The 25,470-nt window shown below is 69.3% G+C and carries 30 protein-coding genes and 2 riboswitches; of the genes, 11 read left to right on the plus strand and 19 right to left on the minus strand.

Translation table 11 applies throughout. The annotated features are described in order from the left end of the window. Positions 1-17 precede the first annotated feature (17 nt). Entirely contained in the window at positions 18-833 is an 816-nt protein-coding gene (locus AC1MBE_RS00120) for a chitosanase (RefSeq protein WP_479779944.1), read from the plus strand. Positions 834-867: 34 nt separating this feature from the next. Here AC1MBE_RS00120 and ligD read toward each other — a convergent pair whose 3' ends face one another. The 3 genes from ligD to AC1MBE_RS00135 form a co-directional block, all read right to left on the minus strand. Continuing rightward, entirely contained in the window at positions 868-2,109 is a 1,242-nt protein-coding gene (gene ligD, locus AC1MBE_RS00125) for a non-homologous end-joining DNA ligase (RefSeq protein ID WP_479779946.1), read from the minus strand. Positions 2,110-2,187: 78 nt separating this feature from the next. After that, positions 2,188-2,721 carry a cytochrome P450 gene (locus AC1MBE_RS00130; RefSeq protein ID WP_479779947.1) on the minus strand — a complete coding sequence of 178 codons (534 nt, stop codon included), beginning with the start codon at positions 2,719-2,721 and terminating at the stop codon, positions 2,188-2,190. A 21-nt stretch (positions 2,722-2,742) separates the two neighbouring features. Then, the gene (locus AC1MBE_RS00135; RefSeq protein ID WP_479779948.1) at positions 2,743-3,354 is read right to left on the minus strand and encodes a cytochrome P450; all 612 of its coding nucleotides are present in this window, start codon (positions 3,352-3,354) and stop codon (positions 2,743-2,745) included. Positions 3,355-3,530: 176 nt separating this feature from the next. Here AC1MBE_RS00135 and AC1MBE_RS00140 point away from each other — a divergent pair, with 176 nt between their 5' ends. The 6 genes from AC1MBE_RS00140 to crcB all read left to right on the plus strand — a co-directional run bounded on the left by AC1MBE_RS00140 (position 3,531) and on the right by crcB (position 7,592). After that, positions 3,531-3,737: a hypothetical protein gene (locus tag AC1MBE_RS00140; RefSeq protein ID WP_479779950.1), complete on the plus strand. Its 207-nt coding sequence runs from the start codon at positions 3,531-3,533 to the stop codon at positions 3,735-3,737. Next, positions 3,701-3,783: riboswitch (Fluoride riboswitch) on the plus strand. It overlaps the preceding gene by 37 nt. Before the next feature lie 172 nt (positions 3,784-3,955). Then, positions 3,956-4,654, plus strand: a complete 699-nt coding sequence (locus AC1MBE_RS00145) for a hypothetical protein (RefSeq protein WP_479779952.1) — start codon at positions 3,956-3,958, stop codon at positions 4,652-4,654. Positions 4,655-4,694: 40 nt separating this feature from the next. After that, a riboswitch (Fluoride riboswitch) is annotated at positions 4,695-4,784 on the plus strand. Positions 4,785-4,814: 30 nt separating this feature from the next. Further along, positions 4,815-6,125 (plus strand): phosphopyruvate hydratase, encoded by a 1,311-nt coding sequence (eno, locus tag AC1MBE_RS00150; protein WP_479782693.1) that lies wholly within the window; start codon positions 4,815-4,817, stop codon positions 6,123-6,125. After that, on the plus strand, positions 6,122-6,673 hold the full coding sequence (locus AC1MBE_RS00155) for a universal stress protein (protein ID WP_479779954.1): 552 nt from the start codon (positions 6,122-6,124) through the stop codon (positions 6,671-6,673). Before eno ends, AC1MBE_RS00155 begins: the two co-directional genes overlap by 4 nt. After that, on the plus strand, positions 6,670-7,218 hold the full coding sequence (locus AC1MBE_RS00160) for a fluoride efflux transporter FluC (RefSeq protein WP_479779956.1): 549 nt from the start codon (positions 6,670-6,672) through the stop codon (positions 7,216-7,218). Before AC1MBE_RS00155 ends, AC1MBE_RS00160 begins: the two co-directional genes overlap by 4 nt. A gap of 5 nt (positions 7,219-7,223) precedes the next feature. Beyond that, positions 7,224-7,592 carry a fluoride efflux transporter CrcB gene (crcB, locus tag AC1MBE_RS00165; RefSeq protein WP_346958348.1) on the plus strand — a complete coding sequence of 123 codons (369 nt, stop codon included), beginning with the start codon at positions 7,224-7,226 and terminating at the stop codon, positions 7,590-7,592. Between the two features lie 103 nt (positions 7,593-7,695). Here the strand turns inward: crcB and AC1MBE_RS00170 are convergent, their stop codons facing one another. The 10 genes from AC1MBE_RS00170 to arsB form a co-directional block, all read right to left on the minus strand. Then, positions 7,696-8,376, minus strand: a complete 681-nt coding sequence (locus AC1MBE_RS00170; protein WP_479779958.1) for a haloacid dehalogenase type II — start codon at positions 8,374-8,376, stop codon at positions 7,696-7,698. A 119-nt stretch (positions 8,377-8,495) separates the two neighbouring features. Then, a complete protein-coding gene (locus tag AC1MBE_RS00175) occupies positions 8,496-9,038 on the minus strand; it encodes a DinB family protein (protein ID WP_479779960.1) in 543 nt (180 codons plus the stop codon). A gap of 3 nt (positions 9,039-9,041) precedes the next feature. Continuing rightward, positions 9,042-9,368: a hypothetical protein gene (locus tag AC1MBE_RS00180; RefSeq protein ID WP_479779962.1), complete on the minus strand. Its 327-nt coding sequence runs from the start codon at positions 9,366-9,368 to the stop codon at positions 9,042-9,044. Between the two features lie 83 nt (positions 9,369-9,451). Then, complete coding sequence (locus AC1MBE_RS00185; RefSeq protein ID WP_479779964.1) at positions 9,452-10,669, minus strand: MFS transporter; 1,218 nt, start codon at positions 10,667-10,669, stop codon at positions 9,452-9,454. A 3-nt stretch (positions 10,670-10,672) separates the two neighbouring features. After that, the gene (locus AC1MBE_RS00190) at positions 10,673-11,095 is read right to left on the minus strand and encodes an arsenate-mycothiol transferase ArsC (protein WP_479779966.1); all 423 of its coding nucleotides are present in this window, start codon (positions 11,093-11,095) and stop codon (positions 10,673-10,675) included. Next, positions 11,092-11,769 carry an arsenate reductase ArsC gene (locus AC1MBE_RS00195; RefSeq protein WP_479779967.1) on the minus strand — a complete coding sequence of 226 codons (678 nt, stop codon included), beginning with the start codon at positions 11,767-11,769 and terminating at the stop codon, positions 11,092-11,094. Before AC1MBE_RS00195 ends, AC1MBE_RS00190 begins: the two co-directional genes overlap by 4 nt. Before the next feature lie 43 nt (positions 11,770-11,812). Then, complete coding sequence (locus AC1MBE_RS00200; RefSeq protein ID WP_479779969.1) at positions 11,813-13,198, minus strand: FAD-dependent oxidoreductase; 1,386 nt, start codon at positions 13,196-13,198, stop codon at positions 11,813-11,815. 91 nt (positions 13,199-13,289) lie between these two features. After that, positions 13,290-14,267, minus strand: coding sequence for a thioredoxin-disulfide reductase (trxB, locus tag AC1MBE_RS00205; protein WP_479779970.1), 978 nt, complete (start codon positions 14,265-14,267; stop codon positions 13,290-13,292). Positions 14,268-14,286: 19 nt separating this feature from the next. After that, positions 14,287-14,709, minus strand: coding sequence for an arsenate reductase ArsC (locus tag AC1MBE_RS00210; RefSeq protein WP_479779971.1), 423 nt, complete (start codon positions 14,707-14,709; stop codon positions 14,287-14,289). A gap of 25 nt (positions 14,710-14,734) precedes the next feature. Continuing rightward, the gene (gene arsB / locus AC1MBE_RS00215; protein WP_479782695.1) at positions 14,735-15,826 is read right to left on the minus strand and encodes an ACR3 family arsenite efflux transporter; all 1,092 of its coding nucleotides are present in this window, start codon (positions 15,824-15,826) and stop codon (positions 14,735-14,737) included. A 127-nt stretch (positions 15,827-15,953) separates the two neighbouring features. Between arsB and AC1MBE_RS00220 the strand changes: the two genes are divergently transcribed. The 3 genes from AC1MBE_RS00220 (at position 15,954) to AC1MBE_RS00230 (ending at position 17,173) form a co-directional block, all read left to right on the plus strand. Further along, positions 15,954-16,304, plus strand: a complete 351-nt coding sequence (locus tag AC1MBE_RS00220; RefSeq protein WP_479779973.1) for an ArsR/SmtB family transcription factor — start codon at positions 15,954-15,956, stop codon at positions 16,302-16,304. Between the two features lie 71 nt (positions 16,305-16,375). Further along, entirely contained in the window at positions 16,376-16,861 is a 486-nt protein-coding gene (locus AC1MBE_RS00225) for an N-acetyltransferase family protein (protein ID WP_479782697.1), read from the plus strand. Positions 16,862-16,939: 78 nt separating this feature from the next. After that, a complete protein-coding gene (locus tag AC1MBE_RS00230; RefSeq protein ID WP_479779975.1) occupies positions 16,940-17,173 on the plus strand; it encodes a hypothetical protein in 234 nt (77 codons plus the stop codon). A 57-nt stretch (positions 17,174-17,230) separates the two neighbouring features. Here the strand turns inward: AC1MBE_RS00230 and AC1MBE_RS00235 are convergent, their stop codons facing one another. From AC1MBE_RS00235 to AC1MBE_RS00260, 6 genes are all read right to left on the minus strand, one after another. Next, positions 17,231-17,425 carry a hypothetical protein gene (locus AC1MBE_RS00235; protein ID WP_479779977.1) on the minus strand — a complete coding sequence of 65 codons (195 nt, stop codon included), beginning with the start codon at positions 17,423-17,425 and terminating at the stop codon, positions 17,231-17,233. Between the two features lie 6 nt (positions 17,426-17,431). Beyond that, entirely contained in the window at positions 17,432-19,009 is a 1,578-nt protein-coding gene (gene arsA, locus AC1MBE_RS00240) for an arsenical pump-driving ATPase (RefSeq protein ID WP_479779979.1), read from the minus strand. 290 nt (positions 19,010-19,299) lie between these two features. Then, positions 19,300-20,889, minus strand: coding sequence for a long-chain-fatty-acid--CoA ligase (locus AC1MBE_RS00245; RefSeq protein WP_479779980.1), 1,590 nt, complete (start codon positions 20,887-20,889; stop codon positions 19,300-19,302). Beyond that, on the minus strand, positions 20,886-22,082 hold the full coding sequence (locus AC1MBE_RS00250; RefSeq protein WP_479779982.1) for an acetyl-CoA C-acetyltransferase: 1,197 nt from the start codon (positions 22,080-22,082) through the stop codon (positions 20,886-20,888). Before AC1MBE_RS00250 ends, AC1MBE_RS00245 begins: the two co-directional genes overlap by 4 nt. 34 nt (positions 22,083-22,116) lie before the next feature. Beyond that, positions 22,117-23,373: an acyl-CoA dehydrogenase family protein gene (locus AC1MBE_RS00255; protein ID WP_479779984.1), complete on the minus strand. Its 1,257-nt coding sequence runs from the start codon at positions 23,371-23,373 to the stop codon at positions 22,117-22,119. A 144-nt stretch (positions 23,374-23,517) separates the two neighbouring features. Beyond that, positions 23,518-24,222, minus strand: a complete 705-nt coding sequence (locus tag AC1MBE_RS00260; RefSeq protein WP_479779986.1) for a TetR family transcriptional regulator — start codon at positions 24,220-24,222, stop codon at positions 23,518-23,520. Between the two features lie 702 nt (positions 24,223-24,924). Between AC1MBE_RS00260 and AC1MBE_RS00265 the strand changes: the two genes are divergently transcribed. Then, positions 24,925-25,440, plus strand: a complete 516-nt coding sequence (locus AC1MBE_RS00265; RefSeq protein WP_479779988.1) for a mycothiol transferase — start codon at positions 24,925-24,927, stop codon at positions 25,438-25,440. The last annotated feature ends 30 nt before the right edge of the window (positions 25,441-25,470 follow it).

Here is a 25,470-nt window from a genome sequence, read left to right on the forward strand (position 1 = left end):
CGACTTCGGGAGGCCTGATGTGGGATCGACTGCGGGGACTGCTCGGCGGGCAGGCCGACCCGGAGAACCAGGCCCGGACCCGGGCCCGGTCCAACATCGCCGACCCGGCGTGCAAGGAGATCGCGCTCCAGCTGACGTCCACCGCCGAGAACTCCACGCCTGACTGGACCACCTCCTTCGGCTACATCGAGGACATCGATGACGGACGGGGCTACACCGGCGGCCTCGTGGGCTGGTGCAGCGGCACCGGCGACATGCTCGAACTCGTGCAGGCCTACACCCGTGCGGTCCCGGGAAACCCGTTGGCCCAGTACCTGCCGCAGCTGCAGCAGATCATGGACGCGCCCTACAAGGACCGCCCTGCGCTGAGCCACCGGCTCCTGGATCCGTCCTTTCCGGCGGACTGGAAGAGGGCGGCGGATGACCCTGCTTTCCAGCGGGCCCAGCAGGAGGAACGGGACCGCGTCTACTGGGGGCCGGCGCTGCAGGAGGCTGTCCGGGACGGGGTCGGGCCGCTGGGGCTTGCGATTTACTACGACGTGTCGGTCAATCACGGGCCAGGGGACGACGACGAATCGTTCGGCGGCATCTTGGCGGCGGCCCGGAAGGCACACCAACCCCCGGCCCAGGGCGGGGACGAGTCGACGTACCTCGCCGCCGTGGTGGAGGCCCGGGTGAAGGTCCTCAAGGCCTGGGGCGACTACCAGCGGCACGGGCGCCAGGACATCCACAGGGGGCTCCTGGAGGCCGGCAACCTGGAGCTTGTTCCACCGTTCAGCTGGTCCGTCTACGGCGACCGCTTTGAGCTTGGCTCGACGCCGCCACCACGGTAGGCAGCCCGGTTTCCGTTGCCGGGCGCCGGAGGCTTCAGGGCCCGGGCCGCTTCGGCCACTCTTTGCCCGCCCAGGGGTCGTAGTCCGCGATGAGCTCCTGCGGCGGTCGTTTGCTTTCAGGGACGTGCTGGAGGTTCACCCGCACCCGGTACCAGAGCGAACTCGAACCGCGCATACCGTCGACCAAGATGTCAGCCGGATGCAGGTCCGGGACGAGGCCCGCGTGCCGGGTCTTCCATTCATCAAGCGCCGCCAGCGCCTCCGGTTTGGTTTTGGTGCGCGCCACCTCGATCAGCGGCATCACCGACTGCCGGCGGCCGGAGCCGTCCACGCCGCGGGGCGGCTTCTCGGCGGGGCCGAGCTCGGCGGCGAGGGCCAGGAGTCCGTCGAGTGAGCCGACCGCATCGTCGATGCCTTCGTGAGGGTCTCCGACGTCGGCGAACCGCTCGGGAACCGTCAGTACCGTGAAGTGTTCGGGCCGGGTCGAGCGGACCTCGTCCCAGGTCAGCGGAGCCGAGACCCGTGCGTCCGGCACCGGCCGGATGGAGTACGCTGATGCCACGGTGCGGTCCTTGGCGTTCTGGTTGAAGTCAACAAACACGCTCTCCCCGCGCTCCTCCTTCCACCACCGCGCGGTGGCGAGGCCCGGCGCGCGGTTCCCGACCTCGCGGGCGAGGGTCTCGGCGGCGAGCCGCACGTCGCGGTACGACCACCGGGGCGCGATGCGCACCAGGATGTGGAGTCCCCGCGACCCGCTGGTCTTCGGCCAGCCCACCAGCCCGACGTCGTCGAGCACCTCCCGCGCGACATAGGCGACGTCGACGATTTGGGACCATTCGACTCCCGGCATGGGGTCCAGGTCGACCCTCAGCTCGTCGGGGTGTTCCAGGTCCCCGGCGCGCACCGGGTGCGGATTGAGGTCCAGGCATCCGAGGTTCACCACCCACGCCAGGCCCGCGGCGTCCCGGATGACGGCCTCTTCGGCTGAGGTCCCGGACGCGTAGTGCAGCGTCGTCGTGTCGATGAAGTCCGGGTGGTTTTCCGGCACCCGCTTCTGGAAGAACGGCTCGGCGTCGATCCCCTTGGGGAAACGCTTGAGCACCATGGGCCGTCCGCCGGCTCCCCGCAATGCACCATCGGCCACGGCGAGGTAGTAGCGGACCACGTCGAGCTTGGTCAGCCCCGGCTCAGGGAAGACCATTTTGTCCGGGCTCGAGATGCGCACCTCGTGCCCGGCAATCGTGAGGATCTCCGCGGGGGTCTTCGACGGGTTCATTCCGCCACGCTAGCAACGATCCCACATCCCGGCCAGAGCCGCTGCGCCGCCTGCAGGCACGCTGCAGGCACAGGGCAGTCAGGCCGCCTGCCAGCTGACCGGGAGCGACTTCAGGCCGTAAACGATAGTGCTGTCCATGCGTTGGAGGTCCGCCCCCGGGGCCAGGGCCAGGCCCGGAAGCCGGGACAAGACTGCCTGCAGCGCTGTCCTTGCTTCAAGGCGCGCCAGCGGGGCGCCCAGGCAGAAGTGGATGCCGTGACCGAACGCCAGATGCCGGAGCTGGTCCCGGTCAATGTCGAATTCGGCGGCGCGCTGGAATTGCCGCTCGTCGCGGTTCGCCGAGCCGATCCAGGCCACCAGCGGGGCGCCGGCCGGGATCCGGACGCCGCCCAGGGTGGTGTCGGCAACCGCGATCCGGTACATGGACTGGACCGGGGAGCGGAAGCGGAGCACCTCTTCGATGGCCTGGGGAAGCAGTGCCCGTTCGTCCCGCAGCCGCTCGATGGTGCCGGGCAGTTCGGTGAAGCAAAGAACCGCATTGCCTATCAGGTTGGTGGTTGTTTCATTGCCGGCGACCAGCAGCAAACTGCAGAAACCCAGAAGTTCGCCCACGCCCAGTTTCTGCCCGTCGATCTAGGCGGCGAGCAGTCTGCTGATCAAGTCGTCGCCGGGCCGGCTCCGGCGCTGTTCGATCAGGTTCAGGAAGTACTGCATCATTTCCTGGTTCGCGGCCTGGTGCTCCTGCGTTGGTGCGCCGGTCCGCGTCTGGCTGACGATCACGTCGGACCACTGCTTGAAACGGTCACGGTCTTCGGCCGGGATGCCCATGAGCTCGGAGATCACGATGACCGGCAGCGGGTACGCGAGGGCCTCGATCAGGTCCGCAGTGCCGAGCGCGGCGATCCCCTCCAGCAGTTCGTCGGTGAGTTCGGCGATGCGCGGAGCGAGGGCGTCCACCGCTTTGGGCGTGAAGGCCTGGGTGACCAGGGAGCGTAATTGGCGGTGCCGCGGCGGGTCTGTGGTGATCAGGCTGGACGAGAACAGATGGCCGGCCTCGGAGGGATCGTCGCCGTGCATCCGGGAGGAGAACCTCTCGTGTTCGGAAAGGACCCGCTGAACGTCGTCATAGCGGAAGACGTGCCAGCTCCCCGATTGCTCGTCGTGGAAGACCGGTGCGGCCTCCCGCATTCTTTCGTAGGAGGGAAACGGATCGAGCGGATGTTCACTGGCTGGGGCGAAGTCCATGACTGGCCTCTCTGCTCAGCCCGGCGGTCCAGCGGCCTGGCCGCATCGCCGGGGCCTCGGGCCGCTTGGCCCTGGGGCCCTGATTTTAGCCGACGCCCGCTCCCACGTCAGTAGGGGAGCGGCCCGCGCAAGCAGAAGCGCGGTGCCGGCCGGGAATCCTGGCCGCCACCGCGGGCATGCTCAATCTCGCACCCGAACACGGTGCACCGGCCAGGAACCTCTTCGAGGTCATCGGCGTCTCCACCGGCCGGAGGGTCCCGCCGTCGTCCGCTCTGCGTTACCGCCGGCAGGACCCGGGGCGGACGGCCCACCGACTGGGCCGAAAGGCACCCGGCGGGTTTAACCTTGTCATGACGGTGATGGATCCCACCGGGACCGGATGATGCGCCGGTTCGGACCGCCGATGTGGCTGATGGTTCCTGCCTCCGAGTGAAGGGCAGGACGAGCCATGGCGCGGATTCGAAACGGGAGCTCCGGCCCCGGGCCTGGTGAACGCGGCCGGCTGCCCGGGGTGTTGGTGCCGATGGGCCCGTTCGTATTGTCGGCGGAGGAAGTCCGGCAGCTCTGGTCGTTCATCCACGGGGACATTATGGACGGGAGCATGCGCCGGCTGCTGCGAGCCTCCCTCGGTCTGTGCTCACGGCACACCTGGGCTTACGCGGTCGTGGAGGTTGAACTGTGGCAGGCCGGAGCCGGGACCCGGGGTGGGCACCAGCCTTTCGACGTCACGGTCCTGTACGAGGATCTCCTGGCCCACGTCGCCGCCGGACTGGATCAAAGAAGTACCCTGTTGCACCGTCACCCGGACGACGTGCTTCTGCCGGCGGGGCCATGCCGGATTTGTGCGGACCTGGCCTCCCCGGAGTTGCCCGGCCTGCGGATGGGATACGGAAATTCCAACACCGAAGCCCTCACCGGTGAAGCGAACGGGCTCGCGCACATGACGTCGTGGTGCCGGGAAACGCGGCCTCTCTGGCGGAACAGGGTCTGTCCGGACTGTGACCCCTGCACGCCGGAAATGACCGGCGAACCGGTGCTGATGTGTCGTGCGCATCTGGCGGCACGCCGGCCTCTTCCCGAGCATCTGCGGCACGCGGTGTCCTCGCGTTTGCGGGAGGTCCGGGCACGGATGCGGCACCTCACGGACTCCATGACCGATTACGGGGCTGCGGCCGGGGCAGAGGAGAACGCATCCTGGATCGAAGCGATCGCCTTTTTCGCTGGCTGGGGACTGCCCCTGTATCTGGCGGCGGCGCCGGGCGGTATGGCAGCCGGCGACGCCGCTGGGCCGGAGGAGTGAGCGGCGCAGGGTGGCGCAGGCCGGCGTCGTCGCTGTAGTCTCTTTTCACGGTGATGGATCCCGCCGGAACGCCCCGCACCGAGCTGCGGTGAGTTCGAACCGCCTCCCTGCTGATGGTTCCTACCTTTGCTCTTCCGAAGGTAGGTGCCACATGCCCATCATGAATGAACTCCACATCACCGGGGTCCGCGCGCTGCAGATCCTCGACTCCCGCGGCTTCCCCACGGTGAAAGTCTGGCTCACGGCGGCGGACGGCACTGTGTGGGTCGCTTCCGCGCCGTCCGGAGCGTCCACCGGCGCGCACGAAGCAGCCGAACTGCGCGACGGCGGCACGGAGTACTCGGGCCGGGGCGTGCAGGGGGCCGTTGCCAATGTCCGGGGTGAAATCACTGAGCTGCTGAGGCGGCGGAGTTGGGCAAACCTCGCCGATCTAGATCACGCCCTCGTATCCCTGGACGGTACCCCGGGGAGGTCCCGGCTTGGGGCCAATGCGCTCGTCGCGGTGTCCATGGCGGCTGCCCGGGCCTTTGCGGCGTCCGCCGGAGCTCCGCTCCACGCCTGGATAGCCCAGACCTTGGGCAGGGGAGGGCGGCTGCCGATCCCGCACTTCAATGTCCTCAACGGGGGCCAGCACGCGGCGAACCCACTGGAATTCCAGGAATTCATGATCGCGCCCGCCGGCGCGTCCTCCTACGCCGACGGGCTGCGCTGGGGAGCGGACGTCTACCATGCCCTGTCCCGGCGGCTGCACCAGCAGGGGTTGGCGACCGGCCTGGGAGATGAAGGCGGCTACGCCCCTGCCATCAGCCGCCCGGAGGAAGCCCTGGACCTCATCGTCGCTGCCATCGAGGACGCCGGGTACACCCCGGGCCGGCACGGGATCGCCATCGCACTGGATCCGGCGGCCAACTCCTTCTACGCGGATGGCACCTACACGGTCGCGGGCCGGGCCTACACCCCGGAGCAGTTCATCTCCTACTACGACCGGCTGATTACCGACTACCCGATCTGGAGCCTGGAGGACCCGCTGGCCGAAGAAGACACCGAGGGGTGGCCCGCGCTGACCGCGGCCCTCGGCGAGCGCGTCCAGGTGGTGGGGGACGACCTCTTCGTTACCTCCGCGGACCGGGTCCGGGACGGCATCCGGACCGCATCCGCGAGCGCGGTACTCATCAAACCCAACCAGGCCGGGACGGTGAGCGAAACGTTCGACACCCTCACGGCTGCCTTCGAGGGAGGCTTCGGTGCCATGGTCTCGCACCGGTCAGGGGAAACCGATGATACGTTCGTGGCGGACCTCGCCGTAGGGTCAGGCTGTGGTCAACTGAAATCCGGTGCCCCAGCACGCGGCGAACGGGTTGCCAAATACAACCGGCTACTTGAGATTACCGATGAATCCCCGGAGCTGCCCTACGGCCTTGCCGGGACCCACCTCAACGACGTCGACGCCACAGGACAGGAGCGCCCATGAACGAACCAGGCAACGAAAGCCGCCCCGCTGCCGGGCCCGTGCCTTATAGCCCGCGCCGGATCACCGGACCCGTACTGATGGGGGTCGTCCCCGGCCAGCCGCTGGCGGTCGCGCACCGGGCCGCTGAACTGGCGTTCAGCCTGGACGTCAAGCTGGTCTGCGCCTACGTGGATGTGACGACCTACCTCGCCGAAGAACCGGACGGACGGGCCGAAGCGCGGCCGATTGATCCGGACGGGATCGACGACGACATTGAAGGGATCAGCGCCGGCATCAGGGACCACCTCCGGGAAGCGCTGGACGCGGGCGGGGTGGGCTGGTCCTTCGTGACGCTGGCCGGGGATCCCGCCCGGGCGTTGGGACGGCTGGCCGAGTCAACGGATGCGTCCGTGATCGTCGTCGGCACCCGCGAGCGCGGGCTCGGAGCCCGCTTCGAGGAGTTGCTGGTCGGTTCCGTCGCCGTTCATCTCACCCACCGCCAGCACCGGCCCGTCCTGGTTGTCCCGCTCGCCCCGCAGGCCAAACATCATCCGAAGGAGGGCCAGTGACGGAACCGGCCACCCCCGACACCACCACAACCGCCCCACCAGGCGACGCTGACGATGGGACCCTGGGGGAGGTCCGCGCCCACCGCCCGGTCCACCTGCACCCCGGGTTCGTGCTGGTCGTGGTTGCCGGTGGAACCGTCGGGGCGCTGGCCCGGTACGGTCTGAGCACCGTGCTGCCGTCCCCCGGAGGCTGGCCGCTGCCCACCCTGGTCATCAATCTGGCCGGAGCGTTCCTGCTCGGGGTCCTGCTGGAGGCTCTGGTCCGCCGCGGCCCCGATGCCGGGCGGCTGAGGATCGTCCGCCTGCTTGCCGGCACCGGGTTTATGGGTGCTTTCACCACTTACAGCACCCTGGCCCTGGAGGCCAACAACCTGCTCGGCTCGGGCCGGACCAGCGATGCTGTGGTTTATCTCGCCGCCACGCTGCTCGGCGGAGCCGTGGCCACGGTCGCCGGGATCCGGTCCGCCGCGGCCCGGCACTCCCGGTTCACGGCCCGGCGTCGGGAATCAGCCCCCCGGCGTGACCGGCAGGAGGGCCGGCGGTGAACGTCCTGACTATTCTGTTGCTCGGCCTCGCCGGCGGCCTGGGCGCCGGGACCCGCTTTGTGGTGGACGGCCTGGTTCGTTCCAAACTCCGGACCGCCCTGCCGGTGGGCACCATCGCCATCAACATCACCGGGTCCTTCCTCCTGGGACTGGTTGCCGGAGCGGTCATCGTCCACGCAGCCCCCGCCGAGCTGCAGGCGATCGCCGGCACCGGCTTCCTGGGCGGCTACACCACCTTCAGCACAGCAAGCTTCGAGACGGTCCGGCTCATCCAGTCCGGCCGCACCGGGCTGGCCCTGCTGAACGGAATCGGGACCGCGGCGGCCGCGGTCGGCGCCGCGGCCGCCGGCCTGGCCCTCGCCAGCCTCCTGTAACACCGACCGGCCTCCGGGAACCCGGCTCCCGGCAAGCCGGGAATCCTTCAAAAGCAGCGGGGGACCACCAGTGCCCGGATCAGGGACTCGTCCGGGAATCAGATCAGTCGGCGGCTGCCAGCGCTGCGGGGAGTCCGGTCAGTGCGGTGACCGTGAGCTCCGGTGCCTCGAAGTGCCCGGGGTAGCTTCCGCCGGTCCGGTTAACCCAGGCTGTACGCAGCCCGGCGCGGGCAGCGCCGTGGATGTCCCACGGATGGACGGCGACCAGCAGCATGCCGGACGGCTCTGCCCCGGACGCCGCGGCGGCGTAGTTGTAAGCCGCAGGGGCAGGCTTCCAGGCGGGCGCGTCTTCGACCGAGAGCAGTGACTCGAACTGGTCGCGGATCCCGGCGTCGCTGAACAGTTTCGCGGCGATCCCGGCCGAGCCGTTGCTGAGCGTGATCAGCCGGTACCCGGCATCGGCAAGGCCTCTGATGCCCTCGGGGACGTCCGGGTGCACCCCGAGTGCGCTCATTCCTGACATGACATGGTCGACCGCAGCGCCAAGCGGGCGGTTGAGGTCCACAGTGCCCAGCAGGCCCCGGAGCAGTTCGGACCCGATAGCAGCGAACGATGGGTTGTCTCGGCTTGCCGTGAGCGCAAACCCATCGCGCAACAGCGAAGCAAACCAGAGCTTGGCCAGTGCGGCTGGCACCCCGACCTCGCTGAAACGGTCACCCATCGGGGACATGTCGGAAAGAGTTTCGTTGACATCGAAGATGATGACTGGCTTCGCTGTGGTCATGGATTCTCCTGCTTCCGGAAGTTGCTCCTCCTGCCCCAGGCCGCGGCCTTCCCGGAGACACCGGGGGAACCGCCGTGGAACAAGGGGGGAGACCTTTTATCAGCGTACTCGGCGGCCGGTCACTCCGGGGTCGGTAAGTCCAGCTGTCTGGCGTGGAAATCAAAGTGCAGGGTGGGGTATGCGTAGACGTCGTTGAGCGTCATGACCGGCTTGAAGAACGGGTCCCACCTGTCCGGGAACGGCATGGACCTGGCCAGCGAAGCGGAGCTCTCGCGTTCCAGCTGCCGGGTCAGCGCGGTGATGGTCTTGTCCAGTTTCCTGGCCATCCTGCGCCTGCTGAAGACAATGGCGGCGGCGCGCGAGCCCCAGTAGTTCACGGCGTCGAAGGGGCCGGTGCCGGCGTTCAATCCGGCGGCGAACGCGGTTCCGGCGCGAGTGGGAAGGCGGCTGACCGTCCGGACCAGGGGCAGCAGGGCGCGGACGACCATGTAGCCGAACACCATGTGGAACAGCAGCTGCTCGTTGGTCCAGCGTGTTCCGTTACTGGTCCGGCCGAGTTCCGCGGGCGTGGCGTTCTCCAGCCAGGAGGCGAGGTCATGGATGGCGCGGCGGTATCCGGCGGTGATCTCGTCCTTCGTCGGTACGACGGGGCGCGGTCCCATGGCTCACGTCCCCGGGCATCCGTTGGGCCCGCGGCCGCGGATCGCGGTGCGCAGGGATTCCAGGTCCGGCTGGCCGGATAGTCCGTCCCGGCCCCGGTACACCCGGCAGCTGACGGCCGGGTCCGCGCTTGACGGGAAGAGATCCGTCCCGTCAATGATGAAGGACGGCGATCCATGGAAGGACGCTGCTGCTGCTTCACTCTCCGTGGTGATGTCCGTGACCGTGAGCAGCGCCGGATCGATGCCCTCCAGTTCCAGGGCACTGGCGAACAGTTCCCGGGCCGAGGCGCCGTGGGGGCATCCGGCGATGGTCAGCAGGTGAATGTCCATGCCCTCATTATCGCGGTTGGAGGTGCCGGTCGCGGCTGGAGGTACCGGATTCTGGCTGGAGGTGCCAGTGCCCAGGTTGGCGCTCAGCCGACCGGCTCTGGCCGGGCGGCCCGCAGGCCCGCGACGGCGGCGAGAACGGCTGCGGTTCCTGCTGCTGCGGCCATGGCGTACGTCATGGCCGTATAGGTTCCCAGCCAGGCCGCCAGCACAGGGCCCGCGGCCGGGGCTACGGCGATTACCGCTGTCAGCGGGGCCGAGAAGATCCCCTGCAGCGTGCCCAGGTTCCGGGCGCCCCAGCGATCGGCCACAATCGTGGCCTGCAGCAGGGTCTGGCACCCACGGACCGCGCCGGCGAGCATTCCGGCCGCGACCAGTACCGGCACCGGACCCGGTAGGGTCGCCAGGATCAGCAGGGCGACCGCCGCCGTGCCGGTGATGACGGGCAGCCGGGCACCGGACGGGATGGCGGCGAACAGCAGCCGGCCGCCCACCTGCCCGGCACCCACCAGGCCAAGCCCCAGCGCGGCCGTGGCGTAGTCGGCGCCCTTCTCGAGCAGCAGCGGAATGATGTTCAGCGTCACGGTGTAGAGGCCCAGGCCAAGGAGGACCATGAGCGCCTGCAGGCCAAGGAATTCCGGGCTTCGCCGTACGGCCCGTGCGAGCGCACGGTGCTCCCCGGCGGCGGTGCCGCCGGCGGCCGGGGACCAGTTCCGGTTCAGGAACCGGGCATGCAGCGGAACCGTGATGAGTGCCATGATCCCGGCGAGGATGACAAAGGCGGCCCGCCAGCCGAACAGGGCAGTCAGGGCGGCGGTGGCGGGGGCGAAGATGGTGGACGCGAATCCGCCGGCGAGGGTCAGGATGGTAAGGGGCCGCAGCCGGGCCGGGCCGTACCAGCGGCTGATCACCGTGAAGGCCGGCTGGTACAGCACTGCGGCCTGCGCACTGCCGGCCAGCAGCCACCCCGCGAAGAACAGGGGCAGGGTCGGCGCCGCCGCCACCAGGAGCAGTGCCGCCACGCCCGTCAGGGACCCGCCGATCATCAGTGTGCGCGGCCCGGTCCGGTCGAGGATCCTGCCAACGAAGATGCCGGCCACCGCGGAGAGCAGCAGCCCTGCGGAAAAGGCTCCCGTCACGAGGGCCGGATCCCAGCCGGTGTCCTCGCTGATGGGCCGGACCGCCGCGATCAGAGCGTAATAGAGCACGCCCCACCCGGTCGTCTGGGTGATGCACAGCGCGGCCAGGCCGCCGCGCGGTGCACCCTCCGCGACCAGAGTCCGGGATGGCGCCGGGGCGGGCACGGCCTAGCTCCCGGTGAGCTCCGCATACAGCTTCTGGACCCGGGCCTTGATGTCGTCCCGGACCAGGCGCATGCGTTCCATGCCGTCGATGCCGCGCTCGGAGGGCTCGTCCGTATCCCAGACCTCAAGCCGCTTGCCCTCGGGGGCGTCTACTTTGGCCTCATTGCCCAGGACGATGACGACGTCGACCGCCTCCAGGACTGCGTCGGTGATGGGTTTGGGGTGTTCGCCGGTGATATCAATGCCGAGTTCGGCCAGGGATTCCACGGACTCAGGGTTCAGCGACCTGCCGGGTTTGGTCCCGGCGGAGTACACCGTGACGGCTCCGTTCGCGAGCTGGTTCATCAGCCCGGCGGCGAGCTGGGATTTGCCGCCGTTCTTGCTGCAGACGAACAGGACACCGGGCGTTTTCGTGGTCTGGGTCATGGGTTTGATTCTTCCTTGCCTGTGCCGGGGTTGGTAAGCAGTGTTGCTGCCAGTGCCTTGACCCGGTCGTGGATCTCATCGCGGATGATCCGCACGGCCGCAACGGGCAGTCCGGCCGGGTCAGCGAGCTCCCAGTCCTCATAGTGTTTGCCCGGGTAGATCGGGCAGGAGTCGCCGCAGCCCATCGTGATGACCACATCGGAGGCGCGCACCACATCGTCGGTGAGGGGCTTGGGGTACTCCTTCGTCAGGTCCAGGCCCATCTCGGTCATTGCCGCGACGACGGCAGGATCCAGTTCGGCGGCCGGCTGGGAGCCGGCGGAGCGCACCCGGATCCTGCCCTTGGCCTCGACCGTGAGCAGGGCGGCGGCCATCTGCGACCTGCCGGCGTTCTGCACGCAGACAAACAGCACCTCCGGGACGTCGCTGGTAACCGCGCCCTTGGACTTGGCCAGGGCATTGAGCCTGTCGCTCGCGAAATGCTCGGTGGTGGATGGCAAGTACGTGCTGATCTTCGCGGTCCGGGCCAGGGCCGCGTAGGACTCGAAGACGTAGCGTTCCACCGTCTCGGCGGCGAAGACGCCGGCAAACCGGTCGGCGAGCCGCGCACTGATCCGGTGCAGGACTTCGGTGTTGTCCTGCAGGCCCAGGCCGTGTTCAGTGTGGTCAGTCATGTCTGCACTCCAGTGGTCGGTTGACGGGATCAGGCGAAGGAGGTCAGTTCCCGCCGGAGCGGCCGTGGGCCAGTCCGGTGGGGAATCCCACGAGCACCGGCTCGGGCGCCCCGCAGCAGCCGCCGGAGGTCTCCGCCACGAAACCTGCAGGTACGGCGGCAGGAACGTCGCAACTGGTGCCAATGTCCGAGGAGCAGACGCCGGTCTCCGGTAGCTCGAGCTGGACGGTGTCGGCTGCTTCGCGGTCTCCGGCCAGGGCGGCAGTGACGGAGCGGACCTGTTCGTAACCCGTGGCGAGCAGGAAGGTGGGGGCCCGGCCGTAGGATTTCATGCCGACAATGTAGAAGTCCTGCTCCGGGTGGGCCAGCATGCGGGCGCCGTGCGGTTCGACGGTGCCGCAGGAGTGGAACTCGGGGTCGATCAGGGGGCCCAGTTCGCGGGGCGCCTCGACACCGGGGTCGAGTTCGAGCCGGAGTTCACGGAGCATGTCCAGGTTCGGGCGGAACCCGGTGGCCGGGACCACGACGTCGGCGCCGAGGGTGCGGCCGTCGGTCGCGGTGAGCGTGACGGCGCCGCCCTCCGCGGCGACGCCGGCGATCCCGAAGCCGGTGTGCAGTTCCACGGTGCCGCCCTCCACGAGGGCACGGAGCCGGCTGCCGAGCTGGCCGCGGGCGGCGAGGCCGTCGGCGTCGCCGCCGCCGTAGACCTTGGCCGCCGAGGCGCCGCGGATCGCCCAGATGATCTTCGTTCCGGGCACCTGGGCCGCGAGTTCGGCGAGGTTGATCAGGGTGTTGGCGGCGGAGTGGCCCGCACCGACCACGACGGCGGTGCGCCCGGCGAAGGCGTCACGCTCGCGTCCCAGGACGTCCGGCAGGGGAGAGGAGACGTGGGCCGCCGCGGCGGTTTCGCCAACCGCGGGCAGGCCGGAGGTGCCGAGCGGGTTACGGGTGGACCAGGTGCCGGACGCGTCGATGACGGCAGCTGCCTGGTAGTCGCGGACCTCGCCGTCGGCGTGTTCTACCCGGACCACGAAGGGGGTGGTGCCGCGGTTCCGCGAGTGGGTTTTGTCCATCCCGAGGCGGGTCACCGCGATGACGCGGGCGCCGGTGTGCAGGCGGGACGCGATCGCGGGCAGCGACGCCAGCGGGGTGAGGTACCGGTCAATCAGGTCGCCGCCGGTGGGCAGCACCGACGGTTCCGGTGCTTCCCAGCCGGTCGCGGCGAGCAGGCGGACGGCGGCGGCGTCGGTGTTGTACTGCCACGGGGAGAACAGCCGGATGTGGCGCCACTGTTCGATCGCTGCGGCCGGGGCCGGGCCTGCCTCGAGGATCAGCGGCTCCAGGCCGCGTTCAAGCAGGTGTGCTGCCGCGGCGAGGCCGATGGGTCCGGCTCCGATGACAGCAACGGGAAGGGTGTTGGGTACAGCCATGGTGTCCTCTGTTTCATCCGATGGGGTGGCGGGTCATTTGCTGCCCCGCCCGGCCGGTCCTCGTGGGATCGGCCGGACGGGGACGCGTCGGTCAGGCGTGGGTGGGGTCCTCGACCAGGGCGGTGGCGATGCTGTCCGCGTCGTCGAGGGCGGCGAGGTAGCGTTCGGCGTCGAGGGCGGCGGCGCAACCGGTGCCGGCGGCGGTGATGGCCTGCCGGTAGCGGTGGTCCACGGCGTCCCCGCAGGCGAAGACGCCGCTGAGGTTGGTGACGGTGGTGGGGGAGTCGACCTTGATGTAACCCTCGGCGTCAAGCTCCACCTGGCCGGTCAGCAGTTCGGTGCGCGGCACGTGGCCGATCGCGACGAAGATGCCCGTGGCGGCCTGTTCGCGGGTTTCCCCGGTGATGGTGTCCGTCAGCGTGACGCCGGTGACCTTGGACTCGCCGTGGATCTTGGTGACGGCCGAGTTCCAGGCGAAGCGGATCTTGGGGTTGTCTTTGGCGCGCTGTGCCATGATCCGGGAGGCCCGCAGCTCGTTCTTGCGCACGACCACGGTCACGGTCTTGCCGAAGCGGGTCAGGAAGGTCGCTTCCTCCATCGCGGAGTCGCCGCCGCCGACCACGATGATGTCCTGGTCGCGGAAGAAGAAGCCGTCGCAGGTGGCGCACCAGGAGACGCCGTGGCCGCTGAACTTCTTCTCTTCCGGCAGGCCGAGCTCCTTGTAGGCGGACCCGGTGGCGAGGATCACGGCGGGCGCCTCGTGGGTCTCGCCGGCTCCGGTGACGACCCGCTTGAGGTGGCCGGTGAGCTGGACCTCGGTGACGTCGTCGAACACCACCTGGGCGCCGAATGTCTCGGCCTGCTGCTGCAGCCCGTCCATCAGCTCCGGGCCTTGGACGCCGGCGGGGAAACCGGGGAAGTTCTCCACCTCGGTGGTGTTCATCAGGGCGCCTCCGGCGGTGACGGCGCCGGCGATGACGAGCGGTGCCAGCCCGGCCCGGGCGGCGTAGATCGCCGCGGTGTAGCCGGCGGGGCCGGATCCGATGATGATCAGTTGTTGGGTGCTCATGAGAGGCTCCTGGTCCTGGTTACTTGGCGGCGGGGGTGAGGGAGGCGATGAGGTCCTCGATGCGGGACTTGATCTCGTCGCGGATGGGACGGACGGCGTCGACGCCCTGGCCGGCCGGGTCTTCAAGTTCCCAGTCCTCGTAGCGCTTCCCGGGGAAGATCGGGCAGGTGTCGCCGCAGCCCATGGTGATCACGACGTCGGACTCCTTGACGGCTTCAGTGGTCAGGACCTTGGGGATTTCGGCGGACATGTCGATGCCCAGCTCGGCCATGGCCTCGACGGCGGCCGGGTTGACTTTTTCGGCGGGCTGGGAGCCGGCGGAGCGCACCTCAATCTCACCCTTGCCCAGGGTGGTGAGGAAGGCGGCGGCCATCTGGGACCGGCCGGCGTTGTGGACGCAGACGAACAAAACGGAGGGCTTCTTGGCGGTCTCGGTGCTCATGGTGTTCTCCTGAAGTTTCTGGGGGTTAGGCGGAAAGGGGGCTGGCGGCGAAGTAGCGTTTGCGGGCCCAGAGGGCCACGTAAACCAGTCCAACAAGGACCGGGACTTCGATCAAGGGGCCGACGACGCCGGCCAGGGCCTGCCCGGAGGTGACGCCGAAGGTGCCGATCGCCACGGCGATGGCGAGTTCGAAGTTGTTGCCCGCGGCGGTGAACGCCAGGGTGGTGGTTTTGGCGTAGCCGAGGTCCAGCCATTTGCCGATCAGCATGCCGGCGCCGAAGACCACCAGGAAGTAGACCAGCAGCGGCAGCGCGATCCGGGCCACGTCCAGCGGGCGGGAGGTGATGGTGCCGCCCTGCAGGGCGAAGAGCAGGGTGATGGTGAAGAGCAGGCCGTACAGGGCCCAGGGGCCGAGCTTCGGCAGAAACTTCGCTTCGTACCAGTCGCGGCCCTTTGCTTTTTCGCCGAGGGTGCGGGTGAGGAAGCCGGCCAGCAGCGGGATACCCAGGAACACCAGCACGGAGGCGGTGATGGACCAGAAGGAGAAGTCCGCGCTGGTAGTGGGCAGGCCCAGCCAGGACGGCAGCAGCTGCAGGTAGAACCAGCCGAGGGCTCCAAACGCGATGACCTGGAAGACGGAGTTGATGGCCACCAGCACGGCCGCGGCCTCGCGGTCGCCGCAGGCGAGGTCGTTCCAGATCATCACCATGGCGATGCAGCGGGCCAGGCCCACAATGATCAGCCCAGTGCGGTACTCGGGCAGGTCGGGGATGAAGATCCAGGCCAGCGCAAACATGAACGCAGGCGCGAGCACCCAGTTGAGGACCAGGGAGGTGACCATGAGTTTGCGGTCGCCGATCACGCGGTGTGCCTGGTCGTAGCGGACTTTGGCGAGCACCGGATACATCATCACCAGCAGGCCGACGGCGATCGGCAGGGAGACCTCGCCGACCTTGACGGCTTCGAGGGCGGTGTTCAGGCCCGGGACGAAGCTGCCCAGCAGCAGGCCCAGACCCATGGCGGCGATGATCCAGACCGGCAGGAAGCGGTCCAGGGTGGAGAGCTTGCCGGCGACGGCAGCCTCACCGTCGACGTCGGGCGACTGGTCGGTCTGGATGCTCACGAAACTCCTGTACTGCGCCGGCGCGGCCCGTTGCGGACAGCTCGGCAAAAGATTGATGGTTATCGATAGGAAGTATTGCCAACTATATCGATGAATGTCAATCCATGTGTATAATAGACACATGAATTCTCTGCAAACCCTTGAGCCGGCCGTCGACGAGGCCTGCTGTGCACCGTCCGACCAGGCCGTCCTGAGCGCAGAGGATGCCCAGCGCAAGGCCCTGGTGTTTAAGGCCCTGGCTGACCCCAACAGGCTGCGGCTGCTCTCCATCGTGAAGGGCGCCGGGGACGGGGAAGCCTGCGTCTGCGATCTGACCGAGCCGCTGGACCTGGGCCAGCCCACCGTGTCGCACCACCTCAAAATCCTGGTCGACGCCGGCCTGCTGCACCGCGAAAAACGCGGCACCTGGGCCTACTACTCGCTGGTGCCCGGCGCGATCGAGCAGGCGGCCGGGCTCCTGGCGTCGCTGTGACCGGGGGTACCCCGGCCGGCGCCGCGGCCGAATCCGCAGCCGGGCTCACGGCCGAATACACCGTCCGGCCGATGCAGGAATCCGACTGGCCCGAGGTCCGGCGGATCTACCAGGAGGGGATCGCCACCGGGCAGGCCACGTTCGAGGTCGAGGCGCCGGACTGGCGCCGTTTCGACGCTTCGCGGCTGGCGGCGCACCGCCTGGTGGCGGAGGGGCCCGACGCCGGGATCCTCGGCTGGGCGGCCGTCTCCGCCGTCTCCGCCCGCCCGGTCTACGCCGGCGTCGTTGAACATTCCATTTATGTTTCCGAGGCGGCGCGCGGCCGGCGGATCGGGGCTATCCTTCTCCAGTCTCTGATTGCCGCGACCGAACAGGCCGGCATCTGGACCATCCAGGCGAGTGTCTTTCCGGAGAACAGGCCGAGCCTGAGGCTCCACCTCGCCCACGGCTTCAGGGTGGTGGGACACCGGGAAAAAATCGCCCGGATGGCGCACGGGCCGGCGGCGGGCCAGTGGCGGGACACCGTCCTGATCGAACGGCGTACACAGGTCCTTTAGGTCTTGTGCCCTCTGTGCAGCGGCGGCAAGGCTAGTCCCCAGGGAGCTGCTGTTGCCACCGTACGCAAGGAGGACACCATGAATGCCGAAACCCCTGCCCCTGAAGACCGGCTGCGGGCGATGCTGGAGAACGTCAGGACCGCAACCGCGAACACGCGTCAGATGATGGACTCACCGGGGGATGAGAACTGGGTCCAGGACGGGGAGTCCGACGCCGAGTACCTGCGGGCGATCCAGCGCGACACGATCGCCAGGCTGGACGCCACCGCCCGGGACCTCGAGGCGCTGCTGGCGCAGGGCTTGGGCGGGTAACCACGCACCGCCCCGGCGGCACTGCGTCAGGTTGACCCGCGCCGGGCCGGCCCCGCGTCAGGCTGGCTGGGAGCTGAGGGCCGTCAGTGCCGTTAGCTTGTCTTCGCCGATGGGCTCTTCAGGCAGCAGCGGAATGAGGGCAATCCGGTCCGCCAGGGCATGCACCTTGGTGATCTGTTCGAGTTCGCCCGCGGCGCGGGCCCGCAGGAACGGTGTCCGGGGGTGCGCGGCGGCGATCGAGTTGTTGATCACCCAGGCTCACGGGTGGATCCCGGCCCGTTCCAGGTCGGCCTGTAGTTCTTCCGCTTCGAGCACCGGGGTTGGTTCAGCCAGCGTTACCAGGACCACCTTGGTCTGCGCCGGATCCTGGAGCCGCATCAGCGGCGTCACGAAGCCCATGGTGTCGCCCACCTGGCGGGCGATCTCGCGGTGGTAGGAACCGGTGGCATCCAGGAGTAGCAGCGTGTGGCCCGTGGGCGCCGTGTCAATCACCACGAAGTGCCGGCGGGACTCCTGCACCACCCGGGAGAACTGCCGGAACACGGCCACCTCGTCGGTGCACGGGGAAAGCAGGTCCTCGGCCAGCGCCGCGCGTCCTTCCTCGTCCAGGCTCCGGCCCTTGGTCGCCATTACGTGGCTGCGGTATTCCTGGATGGCCGCCTCCGGATCGATCCGGGAGACGGTCAGGCCGTCCACGGAACCGTGGAGCGTCTCGGTAAGGTGCGCCGCGGGATCGGTCGTAGTGAGGTGAACCGCGTGGCCGCGCTTGGCCAGGGCGACCGCGATTGCGGCGGCGACCGTGGTTTTCCCGACCCCGCCCTTGCCCATGCACAGCAGGAGCCCGTGGCCGCCGGATTCCATCTCGTCCACCAGCGCGCCCAGCGGAGCGTCTTGGATCCCGGCGTCGTCGGCTGCGGGGACCAGCCCCGCGTCCGCCGCGCCGCCGGCGTCGGACGTGCGCGCGAACAGGGTCTCCAGCGCCGGGATGCCGACCATGTTGCCTGGCTTTAGGTCCAGGACATCGCGGGGCAGCCCGGCGACCGCCGCCGGAATGGCGGCGATGGCAGCGGCCTCCCGGGCGCGCAGCGCACGCGCCAGCTCCTCCCCGCCGGCAGCTTCCGGCAGGACGCCGTTGACCACGACGTACGCGCCGCCGATGCCGAGCTGGTTGAGTTCGAAATAGGTCCGCTCGATCTCGGCCAGCGCCGAGGTCTGCGCGCGGCTGACCAGGACGAGCCGGGTCCTCGCCGGATCGGTGAGGGCCTCGACTGCCTTGGCATACACCTGTTTGTGCTTTTCGAGCCCCGACAGCGGGCCCAGGCAGGACGGGTCGCCCTTGCCGGCCGCCAGGAAGTCGGTCCAGGAGCCGGGCAGCTGCAGCAGGCGCAGCGTGTGGCCCGTCGGGGCGGTGTCGAAGACGATGTGCTCATACTCCCCGTAGGAGCCTTCGTCGGCGAGGAGGTTGGTGAACTCGTCGAAGGAGGCGATCTCCGTGGTGCAGGAACCGGAAAGGCTTTCGGCGATGCCGGCCAGTTCAGCCGCCGGCAGGACTCCCCTGACGGGTGCGAGGATCCGCTCGCGGTAGGCCTCGACGGCCTGCTCCGGGTCGATTTCGAGGGCGAAAAGGCCCGGGACCCCCGCGATGGCCGCCAGGGTGTTCCCGATGCTGATGCCAAAGACCTGGCCCACATTGGAGGCGGGGTCGGTGCTGACCAGCAGGATCTTCTTGCCCGTCCTCGCCAGGGCAAGCGCGGTTGCGCACGCTATGGACGTCTTTCCCACGCCGCCCTTGCCGGTGAAGAACAGGAACCGGGGCGCGTCCTGGAGAAACTTCACGCCGGAACCCGGCAGCAATACGTGGAGCCGCGGCGGCTCGGCGACTGGAAAACCCGGACAGCAGGCATGGCGTTCTCCCTTGGCTCGTTGATGCCCGCGCCGACCCGGGACGGGGACTTGCCCGCGTGGGTGCGGCACTCACCGCCAGTTTATCGATGAGGGTCAATGCCCGGCAGACCGGCGGTGGAACGCCGTCGCCGGATGGCCCCGCCCCGACCCGGACTGCCGGCCTTGGCGCTGCCCCGCCCTGGCGCTGCCCGGCGCCGGGTGGCCCCTCCGCGGCCCCGGCCCTACTGTGCCCCTGCGGACTCGGTGGCCAGGTTTCGTTTGAGGATCTTCCCGCTGGGACCGAGCGGGAGCTCCGCGAGCAGCCTGACCACGCGCGGGTACTTGTACGCGGCAAGCTGGGCGCTCGCGAACTCGATCAGCTCGGCCTCGGTGGCGGTGGATCCCGCGTCGAGCACGATCGCGGCCGCGATTTCCTGGCCGTGGACATCGTGCGGGATGCCGTAGACGGCGGCGCTGACCACCTGCGGGTGGGACAGCAGGATTTCCTCGACCTCGCGGGGATAGACGTTGTAGCCGTTGCGGATGATCATGTCCTTTTTGCGGTCCACGATCCGCAGGTATCCGTCCTCGTCCTTGGTGCCAAGGTCCCCGGTGCGGAACCAGCCATCGACGATCGCTTCGGCGGTCGCCTCCGGCCGGTTGAGGTAACCCTTCATCAGCAGGTGTCCGCGGATGACCAGCTCGCCGAGTTCCCCGGCCGGCAGCAGTTCGATGCTTTCAACTGTCTCGGCGCGGGCGATTTCGATGTCGACCCCCCAGATCGGGACGCCGATGGTGCCGGGCCGGGGCGGCGTGCCGACGTGGTTGAACGCGGCGACGGGGGATGTTTCGGTGAGGCCGTAGCCTTCGTGGATGTCGATCCCGAACACGTCGCGGAATTTGTCCATCACGGCCAGGGGGAGGGACGCCCCGCCGGAGATCCCGTAGCGGAGGGCCGGCGGCAGCGCGGCGCCGGCCTTGGCAGCTTCCAGCAGTGCCACATACATGGTCGGCACCCCGACGAAGATGTTGACGTTGTGCCGGGTCAGCAGCTCGAGCGCCCCCTCGCCGCTGAACCGGGGCATCATCACGATCGTGGCGCCGGCGCGGAGTCCGGCGTTGAGGACGACGGTCTGGCCGAAGGTGTGGAAGAGCGGCAGGCCGCCGAAGAGGACGTCGCCGCGTTTGAAGTCCATAACGCTCGTCAGCAGCACGGACGTCTGCTCCACCAGTGCGAAATGTGTGCCGAGGGCGCCCTTGGGCTTGCCGGTGGTGCCGGAGGTGTACAGGATCGTGGCGGTGTCCGACGGCCGGCAGGGCACGTAGCTGCGGATGGGTTCGGCCGCGGCCGCCTCGGCCTCGAGCCGCGGCAGCCCGTCGTCGGACGCCATCACCGTCAGGACATCGACGCCGGTGGCGGCGGCGCCGGCGGCGCCCTCCTTCAGCAGTCCGGCGGCGCAGATCAACATCCTGGCGCCGCTGTCCTGCAGGACGTATTCGATTTCGCGGGCCTTGAGCAGCGCGTGCACCGGAACCACAATGGCTCCCAGCGACAGGATGGCGTAGTACACCCGCGCGAAGTCCGGAACGTTGGGAATCAGGACCGCGACCGCGTCTCCGGGGCCGATGCCGCGTGCCCGGAGGGCCCCGGCGTAGGCGCGGGTCGCGCGCCAGAGTTCGCCGTAGCTGGTTTCGTCCGCACCAACGATCAGCGCGATGCTGTCCGGAGTCCTGCGGGCGGATTCGGCCAGGATGGCCGCGACGGAAATGGTGCCGAAGCCTTCTTCGGGATTGGTGGTGTTCATGGCCTGCTTCTTCGTTGGGATGGTCATGCTTTGAGGATCAGCGCGTCGCCCTGGCCGCCGCCGCCGCACAGGGCGACGACGCCGGTGCCGCCGCCGCGGCGCTTGAGGGCAAGCGCCTGGTGCAGGACCAGGCGTGCGCCCGAGGCGCCCACCGGGTGGCCGAGGGCGATCGCGCCGCCGTCGGCGTTGACGTCTTCGGGGTCGATGCCCAGGTCTTTGGCGGACTGGATGAGCACGGAGGCGAAGGCTTCGTTGATCTCCACCAGGTCGAGGTCCTGCACGGAGAGGCCCTCACGCTTGAGCGCGAGTTCAACGGCACGCGCGGGTTGGGAATGCAGGGATCCGTCCGGACCCGCGGTCTGGCCGTGGGCGCAGATTTCGGCGATCCATTCCAGCCCGGCAGCCTCCGCAGCCGCCTTGCTGGCGATCACGAGGGCTGCCGCGCCGTCGGAGAGCGGGGAGGAAGACCCGGCGGTAATGGTGGCCGCTGCGTCCTTGGAGAAGGCCGGGCGCAGCTGGGCCAGGGATTCGGCGGTGGTCTCGGGGCGGATCCCCTCGTCATCCGTGAGCGTCAGGGCGGCCCCCTTGCGCTGGGGGACCTCGATCGGGGCGATTTCCTCGGCGTAGACGCCGGCGGCGCGCGCGGCTTCGGCCCGCTGGTGGGACCGGGCGGCGACGGCGTCCTGCTCGGCCCGGGTGATCTGGCGCTCGGCGTTGCCCGCGTCCGTGGCCTCGCCCATCAACTGGCCGCTGGCCGGGTCCTGCAGCCCGTCCCGGTTCAGCGAGTCGAGCATCGGCGCGTCCCCGATCACGACCCCGGCGCGGAGCCCGGGCACCAGGTGCGGGGCGTTGGTCATGGATTCCTGGCCGGCCGCGACGATGAAGTCGGCTTCGCCTGCGCGGATCATCCGGGCCGCGTCGATCACGGCCGTGAGCCCTGACAGGCAGAGCTTGTTGATCGTGACGGTGGGCACGTCCCACCCGATCCCGGCCGCCAGGCTGGCCTGCCGGGCGGGGCCCTGGCCAGCTCCGGCCTGGATAACCTGGCCGACGATGACGGCTTCGATCTGTCCGGGGCCGACGCCGGACCGTTCCAGGGCGGCCCGGATGGCGTGGGCGCCCAGCTCGCTGGAGGAGAAGGGGGTCAGGCCGCCGCGGAAGCGGCCGAAGGGGGTCCGGGCGCCGCCCAGGATGACGGGGATGTTGGCGTTCTGGTTCACGGGAGTCCTTTCGGGTGGACAGGTTCGGCGCAGGTCAGGCGAAAGCGGAGGTGCCGGTGATCCCGCGCCCGATGATGAGGGCCTGCATCGTTTCGGTGCCCTCGTAGGTATGGATGGCCTCGATGTCGGCAAGGTGCCGGGCGACGCGGTTTGCCAGCAGGATGCCGTTGCCGCCGAGGAGATCCCGGGCGTTGGAGGCAATGCCGCGTGCGGTGCGGGTGCAGGTGTACTTGGCGAGCGAGGCCTGTTCCGGGGTGAGCGAGCCCTGCTCATCGAGGCGGGTCATCTGGACGACCATCAGCTGCATGGTCGCCAGTTCGCTGAGGATCCGGGCCAGTCTTTCCTGCACAATCTGGGAGGCGGCCAGCGGCCGGCCGAACTGCTGGCGCTGCTTGGCGTACTGGACCGCGGTCTCGTAGCAGGCGGTGGCATGCCCGACGGCGGACCAGGCGACTCCCAGCCTGGTGGCCAGCAGCACCCGGGCGGTGTCCTTGAAGGACCGGGCCCCCGGCAGCACGTTCTGCTGCGGGACGAAGACGTTTTCGAGCCGGATGTGGGCCTGCCAGATGGCGCGCAGGGCCAGCTTGCCTTCAATTTTCGTCGCGGCGTAGCCGGGGGAGTCCTGCGGTACCAGGTAACCGTGCACCTGGCCGTCCTCGCCCCGGGCCCACACCACGCTGACGCCGCCGACCGAGCCGTTGCCGATCCACTTCTTCTCGCCGTTTAGCAGGAAGCCGCCGTCCGTGCCGGTGGCCGTGGATTCGAGGGCCACCGAGTCCGAGCCGTGCGTGGGCTCCGTCAACGCGAACGCGGCGAACTCCTTGCCGGCGGCGACCGCGGGGAGCCACTGTTCCTGCTGTGCGGCAGACCCGCACTCCGCGATGGAACGCAGGGCCAGGCCGCCCTGGACCGCGATCATGGTTGCCACGGACCCGTCCCCGCGGCTGATTTCCATGTTCACCAGGCCGGCCGCCATCCTGCTCATCGGGGCGAAGCCGTCCACCGCGACGCCGTCCCGCAGCAGGTCCAGCTCACCCAGGCGCCGCAGCAGGTGCACGGGGTAGTCGGCGCGCTCCCAATAGCCGTCGATCACGGGAAGGACCTCGTCCTGGACGAAGCGCCGGGCGCGGTCCCAGTAGCCGCGGTCCTCGTCACTGATGCCGGCGAACACGGAGGCCGGATCGGTGCCCAGGGCCTCGGTCAGGACATAGTCGGGTTCCATCGTTCCGGCCGGAAATTGGGCGGCGGCCGCTGTGGCGCTAAGCCCAATACCGGGCGACGTCGTCGTCATGTGTTTGGTCCTCTGTCTCGACGGCGGGTTTCTCCGCCCGCATGCTGTGGCTCAGGCCACATCGACTAAGGATGCAGTGAAACTTAGTCCCACGTCAAGAAACTCGGTGTCAGGGCCGCGCGTGCCAGGTGTGCGCGGCGACCGTCAGGGCAGCGCGTCGCGGACGGCCTGGACCACGGCCTCCCGGTCCGCTCCCGCCGTCAGCACCGTCACCACCACGGCCGGGGCCGCCGGCGCCGCGGCAGTACCGAGCAACGCCGGCCGGAAAATGTCGGAGAGGGCGCGCAGTTCGTCCGCGAGCGCAGTGGATCTGCTCCGGTCCCCGGTTTCCTCGGAGCTACCGGCCGGCGTGCGCAGCCAGCGGCGGAGAAAAGCATTGTGGACGGCGACCACCGCCGCGGCGAAGGACACGGCCTGGTATTCGGGGTGTTCGACGTCGGGCAGCGTTTCCAGCAGGTGCTGCAGGAAGGCCCTCTCGTACCGGTGGGAGGTGACCAGTTCGCGGTCGCGGAGCGCCGGCACGGCCTGCATCAGCTCGTAGCGCGCGCGGGACGTCTCCGGGTTCCGCAAGTGGTGGTTGAACACCAGCAGCGCGGCGTCCACAATCGCGGCCAGCGGTTCCTGCATCGTTTCCGCCAGGCTGTCGGTCACCTGCCGCAGGATCCGCTCGTGGTCGGCGAAGACCACGTCCTCCTTGGAGCCGAACTTCCGAAAGAAAGTGCTGCGGCTCATGCCAGCCGCGTCCGCCAGGTCATCCACGGACGTTGCGTCAAAGCCCTGCCGCGCCAGGAGGCCGATCGCGGCGGCGGCGGGCGCGTCGGCATGGTGGCTGGGCGGGTGCGAGGTCATGGGCCGAAATGTAGCACAGCCGCCGGTGCCGGATCCGGGCCGGGAACCACGCCCCGCGCGCTCCTGCCCGGTTATTAGCTCCGACGCGCGGAACTGTCCGGCGTGTCTCCGGTCCGGCGTCGGTGTTTCCGCGGAAAACCGGGCGGGAGCGCGCCGGAAGCCGCTGGGAGGTGCCCGGAACCGGCCCAAGCCGGGCCGGAGTCCGCCGGAAGCCGCCCGGAACCGCGGGGAGCACCTCGTTGGCATCGCCGTCGTGATCGCTCCGGTCGTCCACCTGGGCTGACCGGGGCGAGGCTGCGGTCCGGGGGCACTTCGGCGCGGACACGCCGCCGGCCAGGGTGCCGGCGTCGAACATCGCCGTCAAAGTGCCCCTGGACGGGGGGCAACCACGCATGAAAAGCGGCAGGCCCGTCCGCCTGAACTGTTCAGGCGAAAGGGCCTGGCGGACCGGCTCCCCGCCCAGGCCCTCCAACCCCAACGCGGGGTCACTTAGCGCCCGTTCCGGAACCTCGGACGGGCGCTAAGTGACCCCGCGTTGCTGTTCGGAGCACCGGGAGCCAGCAGCTAGCTCCATCACGGATGGTCCCTTTGCCGCGACCGCAGGACTCTGCCCCGCCCGGAACAACCCAGAAGTGATAGCGCAACCGGTTCCGTCCGTGCCAGCATGGGGGCTCCGCGACAATGCACCCGGAGGGAACTGTCATGAGAGCCAACGAACTGCTGCTTGACACCTTTGGCCGGATCCACGAGACCGTGGCCGCCGCGCTGGACGGGGCGGACGCCGACGCCCTGGCCCGGCGCCCGGCCGGCAGCGGCAACTCGATGGCCTGGCTGATCTGGCACCTGGCCCGGGTGGAGGATGCCCAGCTTGCCTCCGCGGCCGGACTGGAGCAGGTCTGGACTTCCCAGGGCTTCGCCGCCCGTTTCGGCCTTCCCCTTCCGGAACGGGACACCGGCTACGGCCACACCCGGAGCCAGGTCGACGCCGTCCGCGCCGCGCCGGAACTGCTGCTCGCCTATTACGACGCCGTGCACCGGCAGACCGCCGGGTTCCTGGACTCCCTCGCCGACGACGACCTGGACCGCGTCGTCGACACCCGGTGGAACCCGCCGGTCACCCTGGGGGTGCGGCTGGTCAGCACCCTGGCCGACTGCCTGCAGCACGTCGGGCAGGCCGCGTACGTCAAGGGCCTCGACCCGGCCAGCCGGCAGGGCTAGCCCGTCGGTTGGCCTAAGGCGCTGCCCGCC

The sequence above is a fragment of the Arthrobacter sp. BG5 genome (assembly GCF_056680155.1).

Excerpts from the sequence above, each read along its gene's own strand:
- AC1MBE_RS00120 (WP_479779944.1), top strand. The coding sequence starts at position 18 with ATGTGGGATCGACTGCGGGGACTGCTCGGCGGGCAGGCCGACCCGGAG.
- ligD (WP_479779946.1), bottom strand. The coding sequence starts at position 2,109 with ATGAACCCGTCGAAGACCCCCGCGGAGATCCTCACGATTGCCGGGCAC.
- AC1MBE_RS00135 (WP_479779948.1), bottom strand. The coding sequence starts at position 3,354 with ATGGACTTCGCCCCAGCCAGTGAACATCCGCTCGATCCGTTTCCCTCC.
- AC1MBE_RS00140 (WP_479779950.1), top strand. The coding sequence starts at position 3,531 with ATGCTCAATCTCGCACCCGAACACGGTGCACCGGCCAGGAACCTCTTC.
- AC1MBE_RS00145 (WP_479779952.1), top strand. The coding sequence starts at position 3,956 with ATGCGCCGGCTGCTGCGAGCCTCCCTCGGTCTGTGCTCACGGCACACC.
- eno (WP_479782693.1), top strand. The coding sequence starts at position 4,815 with ATGAATGAACTCCACATCACCGGGGTCCGCGCGCTGCAGATCCTCGAC.
- AC1MBE_RS00155 (WP_479779954.1), top strand. The coding sequence starts at position 6,122 with ATGAACGAACCAGGCAACGAAAGCCGCCCCGCTGCCGGGCCCGTGCCT.
- AC1MBE_RS00170 (WP_479779958.1), bottom strand. The coding sequence starts at position 8,376 with ATGACCACAGCGAAGCCAGTCATCATCTTCGATGTCAACGAAACTCTT.
- AC1MBE_RS00175 (WP_479779960.1), bottom strand. The coding sequence starts at position 9,038 with ATGGGACCGCGCCCCGTCGTACCGACGAAGGACGAGATCACCGCCGGA.
- AC1MBE_RS00180 (WP_479779962.1), bottom strand. The coding sequence starts at position 9,368 with ATGGACATTCACCTGCTGACCATCGCCGGATGCCCCCACGGCGCCTCG.
- AC1MBE_RS00190 (WP_479779966.1), bottom strand. The coding sequence starts at position 11,095 with ATGACCCAGACCACGAAAACGCCCGGTGTCCTGTTCGTCTGCAGCAAG.
- AC1MBE_RS00195 (WP_479779967.1), bottom strand. The coding sequence starts at position 11,769 with ATGACTGACCACACTGAACACGGCCTGGGCCTGCAGGACAACACCGAA.
- AC1MBE_RS00200 (WP_479779969.1), bottom strand. The coding sequence starts at position 13,198 with ATGGCTGTACCCAACACCCTTCCCGTTGCTGTCATCGGAGCCGGACCC.
- trxB (WP_479779970.1), bottom strand. The coding sequence starts at position 14,267 with ATGAGCACCCAACAACTGATCATCATCGGATCCGGCCCCGCCGGCTAC.
- AC1MBE_RS00210 (WP_479779971.1), bottom strand. The coding sequence starts at position 14,709 with ATGAGCACCGAGACCGCCAAGAAGCCCTCCGTTTTGTTCGTCTGCGTC.
- AC1MBE_RS00220 (WP_479779973.1), top strand. The coding sequence starts at position 15,954 with ATGAATTCTCTGCAAACCCTTGAGCCGGCCGTCGACGAGGCCTGCTGT.
- AC1MBE_RS00225 (WP_479782697.1), top strand. The coding sequence starts at position 16,376 with ATGCAGGAATCCGACTGGCCCGAGGTCCGGCGGATCTACCAGGAGGGG.
- AC1MBE_RS00230 (WP_479779975.1), top strand. The coding sequence starts at position 16,940 with ATGAATGCCGAAACCCCTGCCCCTGAAGACCGGCTGCGGGCGATGCTG.
- AC1MBE_RS00245 (WP_479779980.1), bottom strand. The coding sequence starts at position 20,889 with ATGACCATCCCAACGAAGAAGCAGGCCATGAACACCACCAATCCCGAA.
- AC1MBE_RS00255 (WP_479779984.1), bottom strand. The coding sequence starts at position 23,373 with ATGACGACGACGTCGCCCGGTATTGGGCTTAGCGCCACAGCGGCCGCC.
- AC1MBE_RS00260 (WP_479779986.1), bottom strand. The coding sequence starts at position 24,222 with ATGACCTCGCACCCGCCCAGCCACCATGCCGACGCGCCCGCCGCCGCC.
- AC1MBE_RS00265 (WP_479779988.1), top strand. The coding sequence starts at position 24,925 with ATGAGAGCCAACGAACTGCTGCTTGACACCTTTGGCCGGATCCACGAG.